Origin of the sequence: Curtobacterium sp. MCBD17_019 (assembly GCF_003234555.1) — a bacterium.
GTDB lineage: Bacteria > Actinomycetota > Actinomycetes > Actinomycetales > Microbacteriaceae > Curtobacterium.
Window position 1 is genome coordinate 87,953 of the sequence record NZ_QKTT01000003.1, and the last position, 23,217, is coordinate 111,169.

Here is a 23,217-nt window from a genome sequence, read left to right on the forward strand (position 1 = left end):
TCCTTCTTCGGCATCCCCGGGCGAGGCTGGCGTCCGCGCGCAGTCGTCGAGGCCATGGCTGTGATCCTACGTCCTCTCCGCCGTGGACCGACATGGCGGACGACGCCGGGGGCGGCTCAGTCCGCGGGGGCGAGCGCTGCCGCGGCGAAGGCGCGGAGGGCCGCGCGCGCGGCGGGCGGGTGCAGCACGACCGCACGGCCGGGCAGCCCGGCGACGAGGCGGACGACACCGTCGAACCCGGTCGCGGCGAGCCGGATGCGGACGCGGCCCTGGTCGTCCGGGTCGTCCGCGGTGTCGGCGAGGTAATCCGCGACGAGCGGCAGGGACGAGGAGTCGAGCTCCACGGTGACGATCGTGTCCTCGGGCCCACGTTGGAACAGCGTGTCGGGGATCTCGACGTCCTCGATCCGTTTCGTCGCCGGACGGTCGTCCACGGCGACGCCCGACATGCGGTCGAGTCGGAAGGTACGGAGCGCATCGCGATCGAGGTCCCAGGCGCGCAGGTACCAGTCGGTGTCGATGGACTCGACCCGGAGCGGGTCCACGCGGCGTTCACCGCGGGGCGCCCGCGGCCCCGCGTAGTCGAACCGGAGACCCCGACCGGCCGACATCGCCCGCCGGATCACCTCGAGGGTGACGTCGTGCGCGTCCTGCCCGACCGCGACCGAACTGGAGGCGCCACCCGCCCCACGGGACAGCTTCGCGATGAGCGCGTGGATCGCCTCCGGGTCCCCGGCCTCGGGTAGCGCCGACAGGTACTGCAGGCCGGCGATGAGCGCCGAGGCCTCGCGGGCCGAGAGCCGCGGGGAGTCGTCGATCGCGACGAGGTTGGTCAACACGATCATGTCGTTCTGCTCGAAGTCGTCCCAGGCGATGTCGAACAGGTCACCGTGTTGGTACTGCATGGTCTCGCCCGGGACCCCCGACACGGCGATGAGCTCGACGGCGCGGCGGATCCGAGCCGCGGGGACCCCGAAGTGTCGTGCTGCCTCGGTGACCGACACGCGCTCGCGGTCGATGAGGTACGGCACGAGCGACAGGAGGAACGCGAGCTTGTCCTGCGCCTGGAGCGGCTGCTCAGCCACGGGCAGCCTCCCCCGGGGTGTCGTCGTGGTCCTGCACGAGTCGCTCGAGACGGGCACACACGAGGTCCCGCACGGCCGACGGCTCCACGACACGGACCTCCGGCCCGAAGGCGGCGAGCTCCTCGGCCAGGATCTGGGGATCCACGAAGTGCAGGACGAGCCGACCGTCGGCGTCCGTGGTGGTGCCGCGTCGGCGGGCGAGTCGCCGCTCGGCGTCACTGCCCGTGGCGACCTGGATCGTGGCGGTCCGGTTCGCCCAGACCCGGTCGAGTTCCGCGAGGGCACGCTCCCCGGCGTCTGCCGGCGCCTCGTGCTGGCCGACCTCGTACGTCGAGACCGGACCGACGACGCGGGAGAGCAGGTAGTTCTTGTCGGAGTCGGTCGCGAACTCGTGCGCGGCGAGCATCCAGCGTCCGCCGTGCTGCACGAGTGCCAGTGGCGCGACCTGCCGGGTCCGAGCCTTGGTGCTGCCCGGTGTGATGTAGTCGAACCGGACGGCGGCGGCGCGGTCGAGCGCGGCGCGCAGTGGTTCGAACGCAGCGTCCCTGGCCCGGAGCCGAGGAGCGTAGGCGTCCACGGCGCGGCCGTCCGCGAGCGCGTCCTCGCCGTCGTCGTCGGTACCGCCGACGGACCGCAGCTTGAGCAGGGCGCGACGGGAGTCGGCCGAGAGCGCGCCCTCACGCCAGGCCATCGCCGCCAGGGACAGCAGCGCCGACTCGTCCGGGGTGAACCGGACGTCCTCGGGCAGGTCGTACTCGCCCTTCGGGATCCGGTAGCGCAGCGTCTGGTTGTTGCCGGTCGCACCGGGCGTCTCGATGGTCTCGAGCGGGACACCGAGTTCGCGGACGTCGTCCTTGTCGCGCTCGAACTGACGCTCGAGCGAGGCGTTGTCACCACCCGGCGTGTACCGCTGGCGGTATCCCTGCACGTTCGCGAGGATCTCGCCCTTCGTGAGCCCCGACTCCGTCGACAGGAGCGCGAGCACGAGGCTGAACAGCCGTTCCTCCGCCGGGACACGCGGGGATCGGGTCGCTGGCACGAGGCTGATCCTACGGCAGCGGGCGTACCCCCGGGATCAGCGTGGCATCACGCCGAGCAGGTCGAACACGTACGCGTACGTCGTGCCGTTCTGCTTGACGACGGCGAGCACCTGGTCGCCGACCTGCTTGCCGATCAGGGCCTTGCGGATCGATGCCGCGATCTGGTTGCCGGGCGCCAGCGGGACCGTCACGGCACCCGATCCGTCGGTCCAGCTCGACCCGGCGACAGTCGAGTTCGTGCCCCAGTTGACCGCGGTGTACTTGACCACTGCCGTGTCCTTCGCGGTGATCTCGCGGCCGGACCCCTTGCGGAGCAGGTGCACCTGGTCAGTCGACGGTGCAGCGGTGGCGGGCACGGTGATCCCGGGCGCACCGTTCGGGGCGAGCACGACGGCCGGCATGCCGTCGGCGGCGACCTGTGGCCGTCCGTCGGCACGCGAGGCGAAGCCGTCCACGACGTCCGCAACGACGACCGCGGCGTCCTGTTGGACCTTCGCCGTGGTGGTGCTGCCGTTCTGGAGCGCCTTCTTCGACACCACGATCGCGAGTCGGTCACCGACCCGCGCGCACTCGAGCGCGTTGCCCAGTGCACCGCCGTTCGTCGACCCGACGGTGATGGGACTCGTCGTCCCCTTGTACCCGCTGGTCTGCAGGGTCTTGCCGGTCGCGCCGTCCACCACCGTGTACTCGATGACCGCCGGGGAACCCTCGCCGAGGACACGGCCGGACCCCCGGTGGAGCACGGAGACCTCGGTCCGCTTCGTGGTGAGCGGCGACGGGACGTGGACCGTCGGCTTCGCACCGATCGCGCCGGACGCCGACACGGCCTCGGACGCGTTGCCGGGCGCGGGTGCCGTGCATCCCCCCGCGGACGCCGAGCCCGACGCGCACGCTGTGAGCGACGCGACGAGGCCGACCGTGACCAGGAGTGCGGGGATGGTGCGCACGGACCCTCTTTCCACTCGTTCGGGGGTTCGCGCCCGGATGACGCCGGACGACTCCGGTAGAGCTTAGCGGTCGTCCGCTGGCGCCTCGTCCGCCCGGGGCCCGTCCGCCGCGGCGACCTTCCGGGCCTGCGCGGCCGCCTGCCGGGCGACCTTCCGGAGCTTCTTGTCGCTCGTCGCCCGCTCGCCCACGGCGCCGGGCGTCCACAGTTCGACGTCCTCGTCGGCGAACTCGGGCTTGCGACGGCGTCGGTGGTCGGGCAGCACGACGCCGTCCGCGAGCCGTCGGGCCGTCACCAGGAACCCGGTGTGGCCGACCATCCGGTGGTCGGGACGCACGGCGAGTCCGTCGACGTGCCAGGTGCGGACGAGCGTCTCGCTCGGCTCCGGCTCGGTGTAGCGGCCGGTGTCGCGGATCGCCTCGCACACGCGGGAGAGCTGCGTCACGGTCGCCACGTAACAGACGATGAGTCCGCCGGGCACGAGTGCGTCGGCGGCGTCGTCCACGCACTCCCACGGCGCGAGCATGTCGAGCACGACCCGGTCGACGGATCCGGCGTCGACGTGCTGCGCCAACTCCTCGACGAGGTCGCCCACGGTGACGGTCCAGTTGTCCGGATCGGCCCCGAGGAACGTGGCGACGTTGCCGCGGGCGATGTCGGCGAACTCGGAACGACGCTCGAACGAGTGCAGGGTCCCCTCGGCGCCGATCGCCCGGAGCAACCACAGCGAGAGCGCGCCCGAGCCGACGCCGGCCTCGACGACCCGGGCCCCCGGGAACACGTCCGCGAAGGCGACGATCTGGGCCGCGTCCTTCGGGTAGACGATCGCGGCCCCGCGGGGCATGGACATGACGTAGTCGTTCAGCAGGGGGCGGAGGGCCAGGTACTCGTCGCCGCTCGACGAGGCGATCACGGAGCCGTCCTGCTGGCCGATCACGTCGTCGTGGCGGAGGACGCCGCGGTGCGTGTGGTACTCGCCGCCGGTCTCGAGCGAGAGCGTGGTCAGCTTGCCCTTCGGGCCGGTGAGCTGGACGCGGTCGCCGGCACGGAAGGGACCGCGGGCTGGCGCGCCGGTCATCACGCGCCCTCGCCCGGGAGCTGCGCCGCCGCCGCCCCGGAGGACGCCGTGGTCGCCGCGGCGGCGTGCGCCGAGAACGCGGGCGCCGTCAGTGCGACGAGCCGGTCGACGTCCACGCCCTCCAGCGACTCGAGCCGGACGTCGGCGCTGCCCTCGGCGATCGGCACGACGTGCTCGACCGCGACCGTGACGGCCCCGGAGGCGAGCGCCGCGGCGACACCCGTCGGCGAGTCCTCGATCGCGACACAGCGGGCCGGGTCGACGCCGAGTTCTGCCGCAGCACGGAGGTACGCCTCGGGGTGCGGCTTGGCGTGCTCCACGTCGTCGCCCGCGACGACCACGCGGAATCCCCTCGCGCCGAGCAACTCGGCCACGTCGACCGCCATCCGTCGCCGGGACATCGTCACGAGTGCGGTCGGGACGCCGCGGTCGTGCAGCTCCTCGACGAGCTCGCGGGCCCCGGGACGCCACGGCATGGCGTCGTGCATGTGCTCGAACACGTAGGTCGTCATCCACTCGACGATCTCCTCCACGGTCAGGTCCACGCCGTGCTCACGGAGGATCTCGCCGGAGCGCTCGAGGCCACTGCCGACGAGGGACAAGCCGTCCTCGTGGGTCCACGGGGCGTCGTACTGCGCGGTCAGCACCATCTGGGACCGCTGCCAGATCGGCTCGGTGTCCACGAGGGTGCCGTCCATGTCCCAGAGGACCGCGGCGGGGAGTTCGGAGGTCACGGCCCCCGAGTGTAGCGGCGGGCACCCGAACGCCCGTTCGCTCCGGGCACGACGCCGGAAGCGCGGGCCGCGGTGCCCGCGAGGACGCACGTCCTATTGTTGGTGTGCAGGTCGCGGCGCCCCGCGTCCCTCGGCAGATCGACCAGGAGGTCCCCTCCGTGCCACAGCACTCCCCCTTCAGCGACGGGCGCCTGCTCGTCGTCGCGTTCGAGGGATGGAACGACGCGGGCGAGGCCGCGAGCGGACTCGCCCGACGCATCGTCGACGCGCTCGACCTGGAGGAACTCCGGGAGCTCGACGGTGAACGGTACGTCGACTACCAGTTCAACCGCCCGACGATCGGCAGCGACGACGACGGCGTGCGCGGCGTCATCTGGCCGCGGATCGTGCTCCATGGTCCGGCGTCCACCGGGACCACGCCCGCCGTCTCCCAGGTCGTCGGTGCCGGCGGCACCACGAGTGAGCGTGGGGTGTACGTGCTCGTCGGTCCCGAGCCGTCGCGGACGTGGCGCGGGTTCGCGGCGGAGATCGTGGACCTGGTGGACGTGCACGCGATCGACGCCGTCGTGTTCGTCGGCGCCATGCTCGCGGACGTCCCGCACACCCGCCCGATCTCGGTCTTCGTGTCCAGTGAGGACGAGGACGTCCGCACCGCGCTCGGCGTCGATCACTCGACGTACGAGGGCCCGGTCGGCATCATCAGCGTCTTGTCGGACGCGATGGACACCGCCGGCGTGCCCACGATCTCCCTCTGGGCCTCGGTCCCGCACTACGTCCACAACGCCCCCTCGCCGAAGGCGACCCTCGCGCTCCTCGACCGCATCGAGGACCTCACCGACGTGACGGTGCCGCGCGGGTCCCTGCTCGACGACGCCGCGAACTGGGAGCAGGGCATCGACGCGCTGGCAGCCGACGACGAGGACATGGCGAGCTACATCACGCAGCTCGAACAGGCGCGCGACACGGTCGACTCCCCGGAGGCCAGCGGCGACGCGATCGCCCAGGAGTTCGAGCAGTACCTCCGCCGACGCGACGGCAAGGACGGCGCCCCGGGTGGCCCCGGCGAGGGTCCCTGGCGCCCACCCCAGTCCTGAAGGCGGGACGGCCGACGGACCCGGACCCCCGGTCCGGGTCCCCCGTCAGCGCTGTCCGATCCGGATCCCGAGCACGGCGTCGACGAGGTCGACGAGCTCGCCCGTGCACGTGCCACCCGCCGCGATCGCGGTGTCCACCGCGGCGACCGCCCCCGGCGTGTCGAGGTCGTCCGCGACCCGCTCGCGGATCCGAGCCATGCTCGCGACGGCCACCGACGTGTCGGCGTCGCCCCGGTCCTCCAGATCGACTCCGCGAGCCCAGGCGTCCCACGCGGCGAGCCGCGTGGTCGCGCTCGTCAGCTCGCTGTCGAACCACTCCCAGTCGTCCGAGTAGCGGTGGGACAAGAGCGCGAGGCGGACGACCCGCGGGTCGGCGCCGTCGTCGAGCAGGCCGCGGACGGTCACGAGGTTGCCGAGCGACTTCGAGATCTTCGTGCCCTGGTAGGCGATCATCCCGGTGTGGACGTAGGCGCGTGCGAGTGGTGCGTGCGCGAGCGCCGCCGTGTGGCCCGCGCTCATCTCGTGGTGCGGGAACACGAGGTCGCTCCCCCCGCCCTGCACCGAGACGGGCGCACCGAGGCGGTCGCCCGCGATGACGCTGCACTCGATGTGCCATCCGGGGCGCCCGGTGCCCACAGCGGTGTCCCAGGTCGGTTCGCCGGGTCGTGCCGCACGCCACAGCAGCGGATCGAGCAGGTCACGCTTGCCGGGTCGATCCGGGTCGCCACCGCGCTCCGCCGACAGCGCGAGCATGGTGTCGCGGTCGAGGCCGCTCTCGGCACCGAGCGACCAGGCGTCGGTCGCGCGCTGGACGTCGAAGTACACGTCGTCGCCGTCCGCGCCCTCCGTCGGCACCCGGTAGCCGTGGCCGGACTCGAGCAGGAACGCGACGGCCTCGCCGATGCGCTCGACCTCGTCGGTGACCGCGACGTACTCGTCCGGCGGGAGCACCCGCAGCGCCTCCATGTCGCGCCGGAACAACGCGATCTGCGAGGCGGCGAGCTCGCGCCAGTCGACGCCGGTCGCCGCGGCGCGCTCGAGGAGCGGGTCGTCGACGTCGGTCGTGTTCTGCACGTACTCGACGTCGAGCCCGGCATCCCGCCAGGCCCGGTTCAGGGTGTCGAAGGCCAGGTAGGTGGCCGCGTGCCCGAGGTGGGTCGCGTCGTACGGCGTGATGCCGCACACGTACATGGTCGCGCGCTCGCCGCCGTCCGTCGGGTCGACCGGGCTGCCGGTGGCGGTGTCGTGCACGCGAGGCCGGCTCCCGACGCCGGTGACCTCGGGGACGTCGGGGTGCTCCCAGGCCCGCATCAGTAGGTCGCCAGGAGATCGGCGAGGACGCGGCGCCCGAACGCGAGCGACGCCAGCGGGACCCGCTCGTCGACGCCGTGGAACATCGCGGGGAAGTCCATGTCACCCGGGAGCTGCAACGGGACGAACCCGTACCCGGCGATGCCGAGGGTCGACAGCGCTTTGTTGTCGGTCCCGCCGGACAGCAGGTAGGGCAGCACCGGCGCGCCTGGGTCGTGCCGGTCGAGGACCGCACGGACGGTGTCGACGAGCGGACCGGCGAACGCGGTCTCGAGACCGACGTCCCGGTGCGTCGTCAGCACCTCGACGTCGTCCCCGGCGAGTTCACGGACCTCGGCGAGCACCTGCTCCTCGTCGCCGGGCAGGCACCGGATGTCGACGAGCGCCTCGGCGGTGTCGGGGATCACGTTGTGCTTGTAGCCGGCGTGCAGCAGCGTCGGGTTCGTCGTCGTGTGCAGGGCCGCGTGGATGAAGCGCGAGGCCGAACCGGTCGCCAGCGCGACCTCGTCCGGCCCCGTCCGCGTGGGGTCCACCCCGAGGAACCGGGCGACCTCGCGCACCATCGCGTCGGTCGTGTCGGACATCCGGACCGGCCACTCGCGGCTCCCGATGCGCGCGACGGCCGCGGCGAGCTTCGTCACCGCGTTGTCGCGCATCACGTGCGAGCCGTGCGCGGCGGTGCCCCGCGCGACGAGCTTGATCCAGATGAGCGCCTTCTCGCCCGTCTGCAGCAGGTAGGCCCGGCGATCGCCGAGGGTGATCGAGTAACCACCGACCTCGCTGATGGCCTCCGTCGCCCCGGCGAAGACCTCGGGGTGTTCCGCGACGACGTGGTGCGCGCCGAGGACGCCGCCGGCCTCCTCGTCCGCGAAGAAGCCGATCACCAGGTCGCGCTCGGGTGCGCCCTGCCGCTCGATGACGTCCCGCAGGGCGGTGAGCATCATCGCGTCCATGTCCTTCATGTCGACCGCGCCGCGACCCCAGAGCGCGCCGTCCTGGACGACGCCACCGAACGGGTCCACGGACCAGTTCGCGGGATCGGCCGGGACGACGTCGAGGTGCCCGTGCACGACGAGCCCCGGCTTGTCGCGGTCGCGCCCGGGAACCCGTGCGACGACGCTGACCCGGCCCGGCTCCGACTCGAACAGCTGCGGCTCCAGCCCGAGGTCCCGGAGATGCGCCTCGACGTACTCGGCCGCGTCGGCCTCGCCGTTCGAACGCCCCTCGCCGTGGTTCGTGGTGTCGAACCGGATGAGGTCACGGGCGATGGCGGCGGTGGCCTCGAGCTCCGTGTCGACGTCCGCCGGTCGCTGCACATCGGTCATGTCCCCAACGGTACCGTCCGCGTACGACCACGGTGCCCGCCGGTGCGGGCAGGCCGGGCGGGCGCGCCCGGGATGCGCGCCCGTGTGCGGTCGCGCCGCCGATCCGTGCTACTGTCGTTCCTCGGCAGCGGGACCGGCCGGAAGGCCCAGGACCCGCGTCGACACCCTGTCCGGGTGGCGGAATTGGTAGACGCGCTAGCTTGAGGTGCTAGTGCCCGTATTAGGGCGTGGGGGTTCAAGTCCCCCCTCGGACACGACGAGCGGCTGGTCCCATCGGGACCAGCCGCTTCTTCGTCCGGTGGCCGTCCCCGCCCGTGCACCGCATCCCGGCTCCGCCGCTGGCGGACCCGGGTTCAGCGCCGACGCACCAGGCCCCGGACCAGCGAGGTCACGACGAGGCCCACGAGCACGTACGGCCCCATCGTCAGCAGCGGGTCGATCCACGTGTGGTGCGTGTCCGACCGCGACGAGCGCAGTCGTTCGGCGATCCCCCGGCCGCCCCGTTCGGCAGCGATCCCGGTCTCGTGCACGACCCGGTCCGGCGACCCCTGCAGGGCTGCGGCGATCCGCGCCTCCGCGACGTTGACGCGGTCCCCGGCGATGAGGAGCAGCCAGTGCGCCGCACGCCCTTCGCTGAAGAACCCGTACGCAGCGCGGCGGATCAGACCCGAGACACCGGACAGCGGCTGCGCCGTCCCGAACACGGGCGTCACGAAGGCGTGCTCGATCGAGCGCTCGCGGCCCTCGGCACCCGGCTGTCGCTCCGGGAACGTCCAGTGCGCACCGGTGGCGGACGGGTCGAACCGGAGGCGCGGCACGGCCGGCCGGTCGGCGGGGTCGAGGTCGGCGCCCCAGCCCGGGATCCGAGCACGCAGTTCGTCTGGCGTGGGGACGTCGCGGGGCTTGTCCGGCAGGTAGGCGAGCGGTTCGTCGTCGGTCATGCGGTCCTCCTCGTGTTCGGCGATGTCCGGTCGCCGCCGGTCACGCGCCCTCCGGCACGATCACGGTCTTGATGCAGTCGTCGAGCTTCGCCGAGAACAGGTGGTAGCCCTCGGCGATGTGCTCGAGCGGGATGCGGTGGGTGATGATCTCGCTCGGCTTGAGGTACCCGACGCGGATGTGTTCGAGCAGCCGCGGCCACTGGCGGATCACCGGGGTCTGGTTCATGCGCAAGGTCAGGCCCTTGTTCATCGCGTCACCGAACTTCACCGCGCTGAAGATCGGCCCGTACGCGCCCATGACCGAGATCGTGCCGCCCTTGCGGACGCCGTCGATCGCCCAGTTGAGCGCGATGGGCGAACCGCCCTGGAGCTTCAGCTTCGTCGCGGTGACGTGCTGCAGCAGGTTGCCGTCGGCTTCGGCTCCGACGGCGTCGATGCAGACGTCCGCACCGAGGAAGTCGGTCGTGCGCTTCAGCTCGAGCACGACGTCGGCGACCTCGGCGAAGTTGATGGTCTCGGCCTGCGCGAACGTGCGGGCCTTCTCGAGCCGGTACTCGAGCTGGTCGATGACGATCACCCGGCCGGCACCCATGAGCCACGCGGACTTCGCGGCGTACAGACCGACCGGGCCCGCGCCGAACACGACGACCGTGTCGCCCTCCGCGATGTCGCCGAGTTGTGCACCGAAGTACCCGGTGGCGAGCGCGTCGGTCATCATGAGCGCGTCCTCGTCGTCGAGCCAGTCGGGGATGACCTGCGGACCGACGTCCGCGAAGGGCACCCGGACGTACTCCGCCTGGCCGCCGTCGTAGCCGCCCGTCGTGTGGGAGTACCCGTAGATGCCGCCGACCGCGGTCGCGTTGGGGTTGACGTTGTGGCAGTTCGAGTACAGGCCGCGGGCGCAGTACCAGCAGGTGCCACAGAAGATGTTGAAGGGGACCATCACCCGGTCGCCACGTTGGAGCCGCTCGACCGAGGAGCCGACCTCCTCGACGACGCCGATGAACTCGTGACCGAAGGTGTGCCCGATGCGCGTGTCCGGCATGAGGCCGTGGTACAGGTGCAGATCGGAGCCGCAGATGGCGGCTCGGGTCACGCGGACGATCGCGTCGTTCGGGTGCTCGATCCGAGGGACGTCCTTGTCCTCGACTCGGATCCGGTAGGGCCCCCGGTAGGTCATGGCGCGCATGCGTCTCCTCTCGACGTCCCGAGTCCACCCCACGCCCGCTGGGCGGCGATCCAGGAACGTACCCCGCCCACGGACGAGAGGGACGGCGCCGACCGGCACCGTCCCTCCCGTCCGTCTCCCGCGTCAGCGGAGCGTGACTCAGCTGTTCGCGGCGTCCACGAACTCGCGCCGCGGGTCGGTCTCCTTGATGAGCGACGTCGAGTCGCGACCCGACACGGCGCCGGTGAGCCAGCCGATGACGATGCGCGCCTTCCGGTTCAGGGTCGGCATCGCGTACACGTGGTAGGCGCGGTGCGCAGCCCAGGCCGGGAGGTTCGTCATCTTGATGCCCTTGATGTTGGCCGCGCCCTTCGCGATGCCGTACGAGGCGACCGATCCGATCGACACGTGGCGGTACTCGCGGATGGGCTGCCCGGTGATCGTCGCGACGATGTTGTCCGCGACGACGACCGCCTGCCGGACCGCGTTCTGCGCGTTCGGCGGGTAGTACGCCGGCTGCTTCTCCGCCGTCAGGTCGGGCACCTGTGCGGCGTCGCCGAGGCCCCAGGCCCCCTCGACCACCTCGTGGGTCTGCTCGTCCTCGACCTGGAGCTTCGCGTTGCACGCCAGGTGGCCCTTCGGCCCGCGCGGCAGATCGGTGTTGTCGAGCACCGGATTGGGCTTGACGCCCGCCGTCCAGACGATGAGGCCTGCGGCGAACTCGTCGCCGTCGCTGAGCTTGACCACCCCGCCCTCGCAGCTCGGCATCGTGGTCTTGAGGCGGACGTCGATCCCGCGGGCACGGAGCGACTCGAGCGTCCACTTCGACAGGTCGGGGCCGACCTCGGGCGCCACGCGGTCGAGCGCGTCGATGAGCACCCATCGAGGCTGCTCGCCGGCGAGCGACGGGTAGGTCGCGATGGCGGCCTGCGAGACGTCGAACAGCTCCCCGATCGCCTCGACACCGGTGTAGCCACCGCCGATGAAGATGCTGGTGAGGAGCTTGCGGCGCTCCTCCTCGTCACGCGTGGCCGCGGCCTTGGCGATGTTGTCGAGGAGCTTGGCACGCACGAACGCGGCCTCCTCGACGCTCTTGAACCCCACGGCGTGCTCCTCGAGACCGGGGGTCGGGAACACGCGGGTGACCGAACCGAGGGCGACGACGACGTGGTCGTAGCCGAGCGTGCGGTCGTCCCCGCCCGCCGTGGCGACCGAGACGGTCTTCGCCGTGCTGTCGATCCCGGTCACCTTGCCCTGGATGACCCGGGTGCGCCGCAGCGCACGGCGGAGCTCCACGGTGACGTCGCGGGGTGCGATGTGCCCGCCGGCGACCTCGGGCAGGAACGGCAGGTACGTGTAGTACGTGTTCTGGTCGACGAGGGTGATCCGCATCGGGACCGTGGTGGCCTGCTTCTGCAGGTGCAGGACGGTGGAGTAACCGCCGGAACCGCCGCCGAGGACGAGGACGTGTGGGATCGAGTCAGCCATGCATACGGTCTACGCCAGATCGGCTCGGACGGTCACCATTTCCGACGGCCCGGCGTCCGTCCCGGGAGGCTCGGATCGCGTCGTCGGCGCGCGTCGCCGCCGAGCCGTGGTCGACCTGTGTCACCCGCGCCGCTGACGGAGTCGCCACCAGGCCGCTTCGGCGATGTCGAGGCCGGTGTAGACGCCGTGCGCGGTCCGTCGTGCCTCGGTCAGCGAGAAGCGACGGAGTCGGTACCCGCCGCCGAACCGGTCGATGATGGCCTCGGGCGAGGCGTCCGGCTCGCGCTTGACGAACCAGGTGCGCTCGTCGACGGGCTCGATCACCGGCGGTTGCCGATCCGGGACCGGAGGATGTCGATGCGTTTCTGGATCTGCTCGGTGCTCGCCTGGGCCACTGCCGGTCCCCCGCTGATCCGACGGAGCTCGGCGTGCACGGCGCCGTGCGGCTCGTTGCTGTGCCGGGCCCAGATCGACACGAGCCGGTGGAGCTCCGACCGCTGCTCCTTGATCGTCATGTACATCGGTCGGTGCTCGGGCTCCGGGGGTCGCGGCTGGCCGTCCTTCCCCCGTCGCGCGCGCTTGGCCTGCGTCGCCTGACGCTGGCGGAGCAGTTCGCGGACCTGGTCCGGCTCGAGGAGCCCGGGGATCCCGATGAAGTCGAGTTCCTCGAGGCTGCCGATCTCGCCGCCCGACCCGAACTCGCCGCCGTCGTAGAGGACGCGGTCGAACGACGCCTGCGAGTCGAGGGCCTGGAACGGCTGCAGGTCGAGGAGGCTGTCCGAGGCCTTGGCGTCCTGGTTCGCCTCGGCCACCATGGCGTCCTCGGGGTTGTACATGCCGTCGTCCGTGCCCTTGGGGCGGTCGAGGGCGTGGTCGCGCTCGAGTTCGAGGCTCGCCGCGAGGGCCATGAGCCCGGGCACGCTCGGCAGGAACACCGAGGCCGTCTCACCACGACGACGTGCCCGCACGAAACGACCGATCACCTGAGCGAAGAACAGCGGGGTGCTCGCGCTCGTGGCGTACACGCCGACACACAGACGCGGGACGTCGACACCCTCGGAGACCATCCGGACCGCGACCATCCACCGGGTCTCGTCGGCCGCGAACGCGCCGATGCGGCTGGAGGCCGCGGCCTCGTCGGAGAGCACCACGGTGGGTCGCTCGCCGGTGATCCGCTGGAGGATCCGGGCGTAGGCCCGGGCGGTCGTCGTGTCGGTGGCGATGACGAGACCGCCGGCGTCGGGGACCCCACGCCGGACCTCGGTGAGCCGCTTGTCGGCGGCCGACAGCACGGCGGTCATCCACTCGCCGTCGGGGGCGAGTGCCGTGCGCCAGGCCTGCGCGGTGATGTCCTTCGTGACCTGCTCGCCGAGCGAGGCCGACATCTCGTCCCCCATGCGGGTCTTCCAGCGCATCTGGCCCGCGTAGGCCATGAACAACACGGGGCGGACGACGCCGTCCTGCAGCGCTCGGCCGTAGCCGTAGCTGTAGTCGGCGATGGAGGTCCGGATGCCCTCGTCGTCCGGTGCGTAGCTCACGAACGGGATCGGGTTGGTGTCCGAGCGGAACGGCGTGCCACTCAGCGACAGTCGTCGGGTCGCGGCTCCGAAGGCCTCGCGGATGCCGTCGCCCCAGGTGAGGGCGTCACCGCCGTGGTGGACCTCGTCGAGGACGACGAGCGTGCGCCCACCCTCGGTGATCCGGCGGTGGACCTCGGGGTTCATACCGACCTGGGCGTAGGTGATCGCGATGCCCTGGTAGTGCCGACCGAACATGCCGTCGCCGTTCTTGAACATCGGGTCGAGCCGGATGCCCACGCGGTCGGCCGCGTCCGCCCACTGCCGTTTCAGGTGCTCCGTCGGGGCGACGACCACGATCCGGTCGACGGTGTTCTGCGCCAGGAGCTCGGTGGCGAGTCGGAGGGCGAAGGTCGTCTTGCCTGCGCCCGGTGTCGCGGCGGCGAGGAAGTCACGCGGCTCGGTCTCGAAGTACTTGGTCAACGCCTCGACCTGCCAGGCGCGGAGCTTCGACGCGGTGCCCCAGGCGGCACGGTCCGGGAACGCCGGCGACAGGTGCTCGGCCGCTGCGTTGCCCGCGGCCTCCTGGCTCGACTCCCCTGCACTCACTCCATGGGAGTCTACCGGCCGTGCCGTCACGCCTCGCCGTCCTGTCGGGCGTGCGGAGCGTGGGGCGCCGCTTGCGGACGCACGAGGGAGGCGGGCCGGACCATCCCCGCGCCGAACCGCGCGGCCACCGCGTCGACGGTCGTCTCGGTCTCGCGCCACGGCGCGTCGTCGTCCCACAGCGCGTTGCTCTCGCCCGCGGGCGCGAGGTTCTCGCCCCGCACACCGATCAGCCGGATCCGGTGTCCGGGCCGGTGCAGGGCGTCGTAGAGGTCGACGGCCTCGCGGTGGATGCGGCGCGCGACGTCCGTGGGCTCGGGCAGCGTGCGCGACCGTGAGAGCGTCGTGAAGTCCGTGTACCGCAATTTCAGCGCGATCGTCCGCGCGCGCAGGCCCGCCGCCCGCAGGCGAGCGGCCACCCGGTCGGCGAGGCGCAGGAGCTCCCGGGCGAGCTCGTCGCGGTCGGTGACGTCGGTCGGGAAGGTGACCTCGTGGCCCACGGACTTCTCGACCGAGCCGCTCTCGACCACCCGCGGGTCGCGCCCCCACGCGAGCTCGTGCAGGCGGTTTCCCATCGCGGGCCCGACGGCGGACACGAGCGACGCGACCGGGGTCGTCGCGAGGTCCCCGACGGTGCGGATGCCACGCCGCTCGAGCACCTCGGCTGTCTTGCCGCCCACACCCCAGAGCGCGGACACCGGCTGCGGGTGCAGGAACGCGACGGTGTCGGCCTCCGGGACCACGAGGATCCCGTCCGGTTTCGCGCGGCTCGACGCGAGCTTCGCCACGAACTTGGTGGCGGCGGCGCCGACGGAGCAGCGCAGGCCGGTCTCGCGGTGGACCTCGGCGCGGATGGCGGTGCCGACCTGCCACGGGGTGCCGTGCAGGCGGAGCGCCCCCCGGACGTCGAGGAATGCCTCGTCGATCCCGAGGCGTTCGACCCGCGGCGTGTAGCGATCGAGGATCTCCATGACGCGTCGCGAGTTCGTCCGGTACTTCTCGAAGTGCGGCTCGACGACGATCGCCTGGGGGCAGCGGCGGCGGGCGATCGCCATCGGCATCGCGGAGTTCACCCCGAACCGACGCGCTTCGTACGTGGCGGCCGTGACGACCGAGCGCTCGGCGTCGTGCCCGACGATGACCGGCTTGCCGACGAGGTCGGGACGGTCCAGCAACTCGACCGAGGCGAAGAAGGCGTCCATGTCGACGTGCAGGACCGACGCGGTCGTGTCGTCGGTCGGGGCCTCCGTGACGAGGCGGGTGCTGCCGTCCTGCTTGCTCACGCCACGTCCTTCCGCGATCGACATCGGCCGAACGCGCGACCATGGTGGCATGCGCCGCCGACAAACTCCGGAGCGCTCAGCGCTCAGCGCTCAGCGCTCAGCGCCCAGCGCTCAGCGGTCGGTGGCGAGCAGGTGTCGTTCGACGAGCGCCGCGGCCCGGCGTGCTCGGGCGCTCGTGCTCGTGGCTCCGGAGGCGACGCCGGCGACCGGGAGTCCGCTCCGCTCGGCCAGTACCGCGAGCGCGTCGTCGACACGACCGAGCGCCAGGACCCGGTCGTGCACCCACTCGTGCGCGGGTCCGGGTGGCGTCGCCGCGACGGCGGCGTCGAGCGCGTCGCTCGCACGCACCCACGCGTCGTCGCCGCGTCGGATCTCCCCGCGCTGACGACCGCTGCCCACGGCGCCGGAGAGCGCGTCGATCGAGGTGGCGAGCACCCCCGCGGCGTGCGCGAGGGCCTCGACGACCGGGACGGGTGGTCGCGCGATCGGAGCGGGCCTCCCGGCGAGTTCGCGCGCGAACACGGCGACCGACTGCAGCGCCGCCCGTGTGCGCGCGTCGGTGCGGGCCGCACCGCCGGACGGGAACCGCACCATGGGCTTCATGACCGCGTCGAGCTGGTAGGTCGCGGCGTCGACGGCGCGTGACCGGCGCCGCAGGTCGAAGGCATCCGGATCCGAGGGGTCGGCGTCGCGCGGACCGTCCCCACCGACATCGACGAGACCCGCGGACAGGACGAACGAGCGCACGGCCGCGAGCTGGCGTCGCACGGCGCTCCGGACCATCCTGCCCGACGCCACCGGGAGGACGACCACGCTCACGAGGACGGCGACCGCGGCGCCGAGCAGGTTCTCGGCGAGCCGGAACGGGATCAGCGTGTCCGTGAAACTGCCGCCGTACGCGTACACCTGGCAGAGCACGACCACGAGCGCTGTGACCCAGATCGCGTAGACGCCGCCGAACCCGTAGGTGCCGACCGCGAGGGCGAACACCGCGATGCCGGCGGTCCACCACGGGTGGTGCGTGCCGAGCAGGTGCACGAGGACGATCCCGAGCGCGCCGCCGAAGACCGTCCCGACCCCGCGGTGGAGTGCCTTCCGCACCCGCTCGTGCGTCGAGTTCGTGCCGGCGAGGACGATCATGACGCCGATCACACCCCAGTAGAACCGGCTGCCGTCGAGCAGGAGCGCGAGCGGCTCCACGACCGCGACCGCGACCGCCGCCTGGATGCCGGTGCGGAGGGACGCCGAGACGTGCCACCGTCGCCAGGGGCCGGTCATGCCGTCGGCGAGTGCGTCGTCGAGGACGGGGACCGCGCCGGACGGACGTCCGCCGACCAGGACGACCGGTGTCCGGAACGGGACCGCGTCACCCTCACGCGGCAGCGCGGCGCGGAGCGTCCCCCAAGCGCGGGCGGCGGCGGCGAGGTCGGCGAGCTGCAGGGCGGCGCGGTGCACGACGTGCGCCAGCGCCGACCCGTCCGCCCGGGCGGACGGCGTGACCCCGAACCGGGCGAGCATCCCTTCAGCCGCCGTCGCCCCCTGCGCGCCGCCGCCGCGGACGACCGTACGGATCGCCTCCGCGACCGCGGCTCGGACGTCGTCGGGCGCCCCGCTCCCGGCGAGCGTCTCGGCGGTCCGGCCGAGTCCGTCGACGGCGAGGTGGGTGTCGAACAGCAGCCGGTGCAGCGTCTCGGCGGTCGCGCCCGTCGGTCCCGCACCCGGAGCGGCGAGCATGCCGTCGGCGGTGAGCGCGACCTCCTGGAACCGGTCGAGCCGTCGGCGCAGGCGACGGGCGGCCCGGACCCGCTCCCGGGACGCGTCGGGTCCGACCGCGAGCAGGTCGACGGCGGCACGGAGGACGGCGGTCGCCCAGGCGAGCAGGGCACGCCGGGTCCACAGCAGGGACCGGAACGGCATGGGCCGCAGGAACACACCGCGGATCACGACGGTCACCGCGAGGGAACCGGCACCGATGAGTGCCAGACCGGCCACGCTCGCCGCTGGCAACGGGGTCAGGAGCCCGCAGAGGTACCCGGAGAACACCACCGCGGCGGCGTCGGTCGCCCACGGTCCCCAGCCCATCGCGGCGAACTGCACGAACAACAGCACCACGATCAGCGCGAGCTCGAGCACGTGGAACCGATCGAGCGCGACGCTCGCGAACAAGGCGACGACGAACGGCACGACCACCGCACCCGTCCGCGCGGCGATGCGCCCGGCACTGACGTCGTTGATGATGAGGCAGCTGATGAAGGCGGGCATCGCCCCGATGAGCACGCCGAGGACGCCGGGCAGGCCGACCGCGGAGGCGAGGGCGAGACCGACCGCCATCCCGGCGGGCACGCACAGCAGGGTCCGCAGCGCGCTCTGGGTCCGGACGAGGCCGACGTCGAGCATGAGGACGCGGTCGACGAACCGCCGTCGGCGACCGGGACGCGCGATCCGCTCGGGTGCGAGCCGGGAGGCCCGGGATCGGTCGGTCGCGCTCGTCACCCGGTGCCGCCTCCTGTCGTGGTCCCCTGGCAATGGTACCGGACCGGAACGACCTTCAGTGCGGCGCCGGGACCGGCCCGAGCAGGGCCGCCGCGATCGTCCGGGCGGCGGAGTCCCGGGAGGACGGGTGGTACTGCCCCGCGCGGACGTCCCGCTCCAGCCGCGCGAGTTCCGCCCCGGCCCGGTACGCGCCCCCGCCGACGACGCGCATGGCCTCGTCGACGACGTGAGCCGCGGTGTCGACGGAGCGCGCCTTCGTGCCGACGAGCAGCGGGAACCACCGGGGTCCGTGGTCGACGAGGTCGTCGACGTCCCGCGTCAACGCATCGATCTGCAGGACCACCGCGTCCACGGCGCCCTGCGCATCGGCCAACGCCCGACGGACGTCCGGATCGGACGACCGGGGCGAGCCGTCGAGCGCGGTCCGTCGCCCGACGCCCTCGACGGCGAGGGCCAGCGCCCGCTCGGCGATGCCGGCGTAGACCGCGGCGACGAGCAGTTCGAACGCCGCGAAGATCCCGAAGACAAACGGGTCGGCGGAGGGCCCGACGGGCAGCACGCGGACGATCCGGTCGGCGGGCACGTGGACGCCGTCGAGCTCGGTGGCGTCGCTCCGCGTGGCCCGCATGCCGAGCGTGTCCCAGTCCCCGAGCGCGCGGTGCCCGGGCTGCTCCCGCTCGACGAACCCGTGCACGAGCACCGGGGCGGCCGGGTCGCTGTCGTCCCGGCCGAACACGCTGAGCAGGTCCCACGCCGGCGCGAGCGACACCGTCGACTTCCGACCGGTGAACCGCCATCCCCCGGCACCGTCGGACTCGGCACGGGTCGTCGAGTCGAACAGGACCGCGTCGTTCCCCGCCTCGCTGACGCCGAAGGCGAGCAGCCGGTCGGCGGCCGCCGCGTCCGTCACGATCTGGAGGAACGACTCGCCCCTGGCGCCCACGGCGCGGGCGGCCTGCACCCACACCTGGTGCATGCCGAGCCCGAGCGCGGTGGCCGGTGCCGCCGCGGCGAGCCGTCGTTGGATCCGTGCGGTGTCCCGGAGACCCAGCCCCGCGCCTCCCGAGCCGACCGGCACGCCCACGCGCAGGTACCCCGCGTCGCGGAGCTCGGCCAGGTCCTCCGTGCAGAACCGGCCGTCACGGTCGTACCCGGGAGCGCGGGCGGCGATGCGGGCGAGCAGGGCGTCGTCGAGCTCCCAGCCCGGACTGGACGCGGTGGTGTCGGTCACGAGGACGAGACTATTTTGTGGTCGTGACAGATCGGCATCCGTGGTCCAGGTACGTCGCCATCGGTGACTCGTTCACCGAGGGCATCGGGGATCCTGACCCGAGCGTCCCCGGTGGCCATCGAGGGTGGGCGGATCGCGTCGCCGAGGTGCTCGCGAACCAGACCGTCGACTTCGCGTACGCGAACACGGCGATCCGCGGGCGGCTCCTGCAGCAGATCATCGACGAACAGGCCGAACACGCGTTGGCGTTGCGGCCCGACCTGATCACGGTCTCGGCGGGCGGCAACGACATCATCCGTCCCGGCAGCGACCCGGACGAGGTCGCCGAGCGCTTCGACGGGCTCATCGCCACCCTGCGGCGGGACGGCGCGACCGTCGTCCTGTTCACCGGACCCGACGTCGGGACCACGCCGGTGCTCGGACTCGTCCGCGGCAAGGCGGCGATCTACAACGAGCACCTGCACGCGATCGCGCTCAAGCACGGCGCACTCGTGGCCGACATGTGGGCGCTCCGCGTCCTCCGGGACCCGCGCATGTGGGCGCCCGATCGCCTCCACCACTCCCCCGTCGGGCACGCCACCGTCGCCGCGGCCGTGCTCGACACCCTCGGGGTCGAACACGAGCTGGCGCCGTGGCAGCCGGAGCCCCTGGCGGCTCGGCCGTGGCGCGAGGCGCGGGTCGAGGACCTCGGCTGGGCGCGGGAGTACCTCGTGCCGTGGGTCGTCCGGCGGATCCGGCACACGTCCTCGGGCGACGGAGTCGAGCCGAAGCGGCCCGAACTCCAGACGGTGCTCGAGCACCGCTCCGACACGCCCTGACGCGCTGACGGCCTCAGGCCCCCTGGAACGGGTTCGTCCAGCGCCACCACAGGTCGGGCTCCGTGATCGACGCGTCGAGCTCGAGCGGCACCGTGACGGGGGCGTGGTGGTCGATCGTGAACCGCACGGCGCCCACCCGCTCGCCCCGACGGCCGAAGGTCACCTGCTCGAGGCGAGTGCGTGCCGTCACCGTCGTCCGCCCCCAGACGAGCACCGACCGCGCCGAGGCGGCGACCGCGTCCGTCCGCGGCCGCCAGGGGGTGGCGTAGTGGCCGAACGTCTGCCCGCGGTTCGTCAGGGTCACGACGTGGAAGTTGTCCGCGACCGAGTCGAGCAGCCGCCGCACGTCGACGTCGAGCGAGTCGTGGTCCCTCCCGCCGAGCATCGCTCCCACCACCGTGACGGCGCGTCCGCCGCGCTGGTACGTCGCGGCGAACAGCAAGCACGCACCGGCCTGGTCGAGCGTCCCGGTCTTGATGCCCTCGACACCGTCCATCCCGAGCAGCTTGTTCGAGTTCTCGATCGGACCGACCGTGGGGATGGTCGTGCGCTGCGTGCCGACGATCTGCTTCACCACGGGGTTCGCGATCGCCAGCTCGCCGAGGTGCACGAGGTCCGACGCGGTCGCGGTGTTGTGCGGGTCGAGTCCCGTCGGCTCCTCGATGGTCGTGTGGTCCAGGTCGTGCGCCGACAACCAGGCGTGGACCGCCGTGCGGTACGCGTCCATCGACCCGAACGACCACAGGGCCAGCGCCCCGGCGTAGTTGTTCGCGGACTTCATGAGCATGACCTCGAACGCCTGCCGCTCGCTCAACCGGAGACCGACCGGCATGGCCGCGACCTCGCCGTCCAGGGCGAGGTACTGGTCGTACAGGGCGTGCTGCGCGGCCGTGAACGTGATCGTCGGCCCGTCGTCCGAGGTCGTCAGTGGGTGCGCTTGCAGCACCACGAGGGCCGTCACCACCTTGCTGATGCTCGCGATCGAGCGTTGACCGGTGTCGCCACTCGTCTGCAGGCTCCCGGCGAAGCCCGGGGCCTCGACCGCGGTCGCGCCGTAGCCCGGGAACGACAGCGCCGGCAGCGTCGCCGTGGGTGCGGCGTAGGTCGCGCGCGAGACGGTCGCCGGCGCGAAGGGCACGACGGCCGCCGCGACCAGGTACGCGACCGCGACGAGCACCACGGCGACCACGGTGATCAGGACGGGACGCCGGACCGCGGAGCGGGGCCGGTGGACGACACGTGACACGGCACAGCAGCCTAGGGGTGGGCGGCGATGGATCAGCTGCGCGCCGCGCGCTGGGCGTGTGCGACCGCCCACAGGCCCACGGCGCTCGCCGCCGCCACGTTGAGCGAGTCGACCCCGTGCGCCATCGGGATCCGCACCACGGTGTCGGCGGTGGCCACGGCACGCGCGCTCAGGCCGTCACCCTCGGTGCCCATGACGAGTGCGACGCGCTCGGGCACGTCCTGGACGAACGCGTCGAGTGGGACGGAGTCGTCCGTCAGGGCCATCGCGGCCAGGTGGAACCCCGCGGCCCGGAGCGCGGGCCCGGCGTCCGCCCACTCGCCGATCCGTGTCCACGGGACCTGGAGGACCGTCCCCATGCTCACGCGCACGCTGCGGCGGTAGAGGGGGTCGGCACAGCGCGGCGAGACGAGGACGGCGTCCGCCCCGAGTCCGGCCACCGACCGGAAGACCGCACCGACGTTCGTGTGGTCGACGATGTCCTCGAGCACGACGACGAGACGCGCGTCCCGGACGACGTCCGCCAGTGCGGGCTCGGCGGGTCGCTGCATCGCCGCGAGCGCACCGCGGTGCATGCGGAACCCGGTGAGCTCCTCGAGCAGGGCGTCGGGACCGACGAACACCGGACCGTCGTGCTCGGCCAGCATCGGCAGGACCTCGGGCAGCCACTTCTCCTGCACGAGCACGCTCCGAGGCACGTGCCCAGCGGCGAGGGCACGCTCGATCACGGTGTTCGACTCGGCGATGTACAGCCCACCCTCCGGCTCCCGCACGCGTCGGAGCGCGACGTCGGTCAGGCGGGCGTAGTCGTCGAGTCGCGGGTCGTCGAGGGCGTCGATGCGCACCGTCTGCACGGGATGGTCCTCCGGGAAGCGATCGGGGTCGTGGGCTGTTGAGGGTACCGTGGAGCCGATGGAGCGGGTGGAGGCGGGCGACCTCGAGCGAGGCGCACCCGAGCAGGGTGACGACCTCGACCGCGTCGTCGAGACGCTGCGGGGCAAGCGCATCGCCGTGCTCTCGGGGGCCGGGATCAGCACGGACTCCGGGATCCCCGACTACCGGGGTGCGGGCCGCGTGGCGCGCACGCCGATGACGTTCCAGGAGTTCTCCGCCGACCCGGCGAGGCGCCGGCGGTACTGGGCCGGGAGCCACCTCGGTTGGCGCACGTTCTCGTCCGCCCGGCCGAACGACGGGCACCGGGCGCTCGCCGACCTCGAGGCGGCCGGTGTCGTGAGCGGGATCGTCACGCAGAACGTCGACGGTCTCCATCTCCGGGCCGGGTCGCGCCGCGTGGTCGAGCTCCACGGGTCCATGGACCGCGTGGTGTGCCTGCGCTGCGGGCAGGCGTTCGCACGCTCGGATCTCGCAGCGGTGCTCGACCGGGAGAACGCCTGGATCGACGAACCCGGCACGGTGACGCTCGCGCCGGACGGCGACGTCGACATCACGGGCGCCGACCGGTTCCGTGTCCCCGCGTGCTCGGTGTGCGGCGGCGTGCTCAAGCCCGACGTCGTGTTCTTCGGCGAGTTCGTGCCGGTCGAGAAGTTCCACGAGGCCGTCTCGATCGTCGCCGGCGCGGACGCGCTCCTCGTGGTCGGGTCGTCCCTCGTCGTCAACTCGGGCGTCCGGCTGGTCGACCACGCCGTTCGTCGCCGCAAGCCCGTCGTCATCGTGAACCGGGGTGCCACGCGCAGTGACCGTCGGGCGGTGGCTAGGCTCGACGCAGGCACCACCGAGACATTGACGGCGCTGCGCCACCGACTCCTGCACTGACCGCGTCGCCGACGCCACCACGGACGGCGCATCGCCGCGG

At 72.6% G+C, this 23,217-nt stretch carries 20 protein-coding genes and 1 tRNA gene; 4 read left to right on the forward strand and 17 right to left on the reverse strand.

Translation table 11 applies throughout. The features are described from left to right. Positions 1-116 precede the first annotated feature (116 nt). The 5 genes from DEI82_RS03980 to DEI82_RS04000 all read right to left on the reverse strand — a co-directional run bounded on the left by DEI82_RS03980 (position 117) and on the right by DEI82_RS04000 (position 4,883). Positions 117-1,085 carry a YafY family protein gene (locus DEI82_RS03980; protein WP_111009064.1) on the reverse strand — a complete coding sequence of 323 codons (969 nt, stop codon included), beginning with the start codon at positions 1,083-1,085 and terminating at the stop codon, positions 117-119. Continuing rightward, on the reverse strand, positions 1,078-2,124 hold the full coding sequence (locus DEI82_RS03985; RefSeq protein ID WP_111035873.1) for a YafY family protein: 1,047 nt from the start codon (positions 2,122-2,124) through the stop codon (positions 1,078-1,080). The genes DEI82_RS03980 and DEI82_RS03985 overlap by 8 nt, the downstream gene beginning before the upstream one ends. Positions 2,125-2,160: 36 nt before the next feature. Next, positions 2,161-3,072: an FKBP-type peptidyl-prolyl cis-trans isomerase gene (locus DEI82_RS03990; RefSeq protein ID WP_111035874.1), complete on the reverse strand. Its 912-nt coding sequence runs from the start codon at positions 3,070-3,072 to the stop codon at positions 2,161-2,163. Between the two features lie 63 nt (positions 3,073-3,135). After that, complete coding sequence (locus tag DEI82_RS03995) at positions 3,136-4,149, reverse strand: tRNA (adenine-N1)-methyltransferase (RefSeq protein WP_111009067.1); 1,014 nt, start codon at positions 4,147-4,149, stop codon at positions 3,136-3,138. Then, the gene (locus tag DEI82_RS04000) at positions 4,149-4,883 is read right to left on the reverse strand and encodes an HAD family phosphatase (RefSeq protein WP_111035875.1); all 735 of its coding nucleotides are present in this window, start codon (positions 4,881-4,883) and stop codon (positions 4,149-4,151) included. The genes DEI82_RS03995 and DEI82_RS04000 overlap by 1 nt, the downstream gene beginning before the upstream one ends. 158 nt (positions 4,884-5,041) lie before the next feature. On the opposite strand from DEI82_RS04000, the gene DEI82_RS04005 reads away from it, so the two are divergent. Then, positions 5,042-5,977, forward strand: a complete 936-nt coding sequence (locus DEI82_RS04005; RefSeq protein ID WP_111013397.1) for a proteasome assembly chaperone family protein — start codon at positions 5,042-5,044, stop codon at positions 5,975-5,977. Positions 5,978-6,022: 45 nt separating this feature from the next. On the opposite strand, the gene mshC is transcribed toward DEI82_RS04005, so the two are convergent. After that, positions 6,023-7,288 (reverse strand): cysteine--1-D-myo-inosityl 2-amino-2-deoxy-alpha-D-glucopyranoside ligase, encoded by a 1,266-nt coding sequence (gene mshC, locus DEI82_RS04010; protein WP_111035876.1) that lies wholly within the window; start codon positions 7,286-7,288, stop codon positions 6,023-6,025. Further along, positions 7,288-8,613: a M20/M25/M40 family metallo-hydrolase gene (locus tag DEI82_RS04015; protein ID WP_111009070.1), complete on the reverse strand. Its 1,326-nt coding sequence runs from the start codon at positions 8,611-8,613 to the stop codon at positions 7,288-7,290. Before DEI82_RS04015 ends, mshC begins: the two co-directional genes overlap by 1 nt. Before the next feature lie 168 nt (positions 8,614-8,781). On the opposite strand from DEI82_RS04015, the gene DEI82_RS04020 reads away from it, so the two are divergent. After that, positions 8,782-8,867 (forward strand) — tRNA-Leu (locus DEI82_RS04020). Between the two features lie 99 nt (positions 8,868-8,966). On the opposite strand, the gene DEI82_RS04025 is transcribed toward DEI82_RS04020, so the two are convergent. The 8 genes from DEI82_RS04025 to DEI82_RS04060 form a co-directional block, all read right to left on the reverse strand. Then, entirely contained in the window at positions 8,967-9,554 is a 588-nt protein-coding gene (locus tag DEI82_RS04025; RefSeq protein ID WP_111035877.1) for a hypothetical protein, read from the reverse strand. A 40-nt stretch (positions 9,555-9,594) separates the two neighbouring features. Further along, the gene (locus DEI82_RS04030; protein WP_111035878.1) at positions 9,595-10,743 is read right to left on the reverse strand and encodes a zinc-dependent alcohol dehydrogenase; all 1,149 of its coding nucleotides are present in this window, start codon (positions 10,741-10,743) and stop codon (positions 9,595-9,597) included. 138 nt (positions 10,744-10,881) lie between these two features. Further along, a complete protein-coding gene (locus DEI82_RS04035) occupies positions 10,882-12,210 on the reverse strand; it encodes an NAD(P)/FAD-dependent oxidoreductase (RefSeq protein ID WP_111013298.1) in 1,329 nt (442 codons plus the stop codon). Positions 12,211-12,330: 120 nt separating this feature from the next. Next, positions 12,331-12,534: a hypothetical protein gene (locus DEI82_RS04040; protein WP_111009074.1), complete on the reverse strand. Its 204-nt coding sequence runs from the start codon at positions 12,532-12,534 to the stop codon at positions 12,331-12,333. After that, the gene (locus DEI82_RS04045; protein WP_111035879.1) at positions 12,531-14,336 is read right to left on the reverse strand and encodes a DEAD/DEAH box helicase; all 1,806 of its coding nucleotides are present in this window, start codon (positions 14,334-14,336) and stop codon (positions 12,531-12,533) included. The genes DEI82_RS04040 and DEI82_RS04045 overlap by 4 nt, the downstream gene beginning before the upstream one ends. Before the next feature lie 26 nt (positions 14,337-14,362). Then, positions 14,363-15,616, reverse strand: a complete 1,254-nt coding sequence (gene dinB, locus DEI82_RS04050) for a DNA polymerase IV (protein ID WP_111035880.1) — start codon at positions 15,614-15,616, stop codon at positions 14,363-14,365. A 111-nt stretch (positions 15,617-15,727) separates the two neighbouring features. Continuing rightward, positions 15,728-18,109, reverse strand: a complete 2,382-nt coding sequence (locus DEI82_RS04055; RefSeq protein WP_111035881.1) for an FUSC family protein — start codon at positions 18,107-18,109, stop codon at positions 15,728-15,730. A 55-nt stretch (positions 18,110-18,164) separates the two neighbouring features. Next, entirely contained in the window at positions 18,165-19,340 is a 1,176-nt protein-coding gene (locus tag DEI82_RS04060; protein ID WP_111035882.1) for an acyl-CoA dehydrogenase family protein, read from the reverse strand. Between the two features lie 23 nt (positions 19,341-19,363). Here DEI82_RS04060 and DEI82_RS04065 point away from each other — a divergent pair, with 23 nt between their 5' ends. Further along, on the forward strand, positions 19,364-20,158 hold the full coding sequence (locus DEI82_RS04065) for an SGNH/GDSL hydrolase family protein (protein WP_111035953.1): 795 nt from the start codon (positions 19,364-19,366) through the stop codon (positions 20,156-20,158). Positions 20,159-20,171: 13 nt separating this feature from the next. On the opposite strand, the gene DEI82_RS04070 is transcribed toward DEI82_RS04065, so the two are convergent. After that, complete coding sequence (locus tag DEI82_RS04070; RefSeq protein WP_181435099.1) at positions 20,172-21,404, reverse strand: D-alanyl-D-alanine carboxypeptidase family protein; 1,233 nt, start codon at positions 21,402-21,404, stop codon at positions 20,172-20,174. A 32-nt stretch (positions 21,405-21,436) separates the two neighbouring features. Continuing rightward, the gene (locus tag DEI82_RS04075; protein WP_111013294.1) at positions 21,437-22,258 is read right to left on the reverse strand and encodes an RNA methyltransferase; all 822 of its coding nucleotides are present in this window, start codon (positions 22,256-22,258) and stop codon (positions 21,437-21,439) included. Positions 22,259-22,316: 58 nt separating this feature from the next. Here DEI82_RS04075 and DEI82_RS04080 point away from each other — a divergent pair, with 58 nt between their 5' ends. After that, positions 22,317-23,177 (forward strand): Sir2 family NAD-dependent protein deacetylase, encoded by an 861-nt coding sequence (locus DEI82_RS04080; RefSeq protein ID WP_111009081.1) that lies wholly within the window; start codon positions 22,317-22,319, stop codon positions 23,175-23,177. Positions 23,178-23,217 lie beyond the last annotated feature (40 nt).

Bases quoted from the DNA above. Each gene is read 5' to 3' on its own strand.
- DEI82_RS03995 (WP_111009067.1), bottom strand. From the start codon at position 4,149: ATGACCGGCGCGCCAGCCCGCGGTCCCTTCCGTGCCGGCGACCGCGTC.
- mshC (WP_111035876.1), bottom strand. From the start codon at position 7,288: ATGCGGGCCTGGGAGCACCCCGACGTCCCCGAGGTCACCGGCGTCGGG.
- DEI82_RS04015 (WP_111009070.1), bottom strand. From the start codon at position 8,613: ATGACCGATGTGCAGCGACCGGCGGACGTCGACACGGAGCTCGAGGCC.
- DEI82_RS04025 (WP_111035877.1), bottom strand. From the start codon at position 9,554: ATGACCGACGACGAACCGCTCGCCTACCTGCCGGACAAGCCCCGCGAC.
- DEI82_RS04030 (WP_111035878.1), bottom strand. From the start codon at position 10,743: ATGCGCGCCATGACCTACCGGGGGCCCTACCGGATCCGAGTCGAGGAC.
- DEI82_RS04035 (WP_111013298.1), bottom strand. From the start codon at position 12,210: ATGGCTGACTCGATCCCACACGTCCTCGTCCTCGGCGGCGGTTCCGGC.
- DEI82_RS04080 (WP_111009081.1), top strand. From the start codon at position 22,317: ATGGAGCGGGTGGAGGCGGGCGACCTCGAGCGAGGCGCACCCGAGCAG.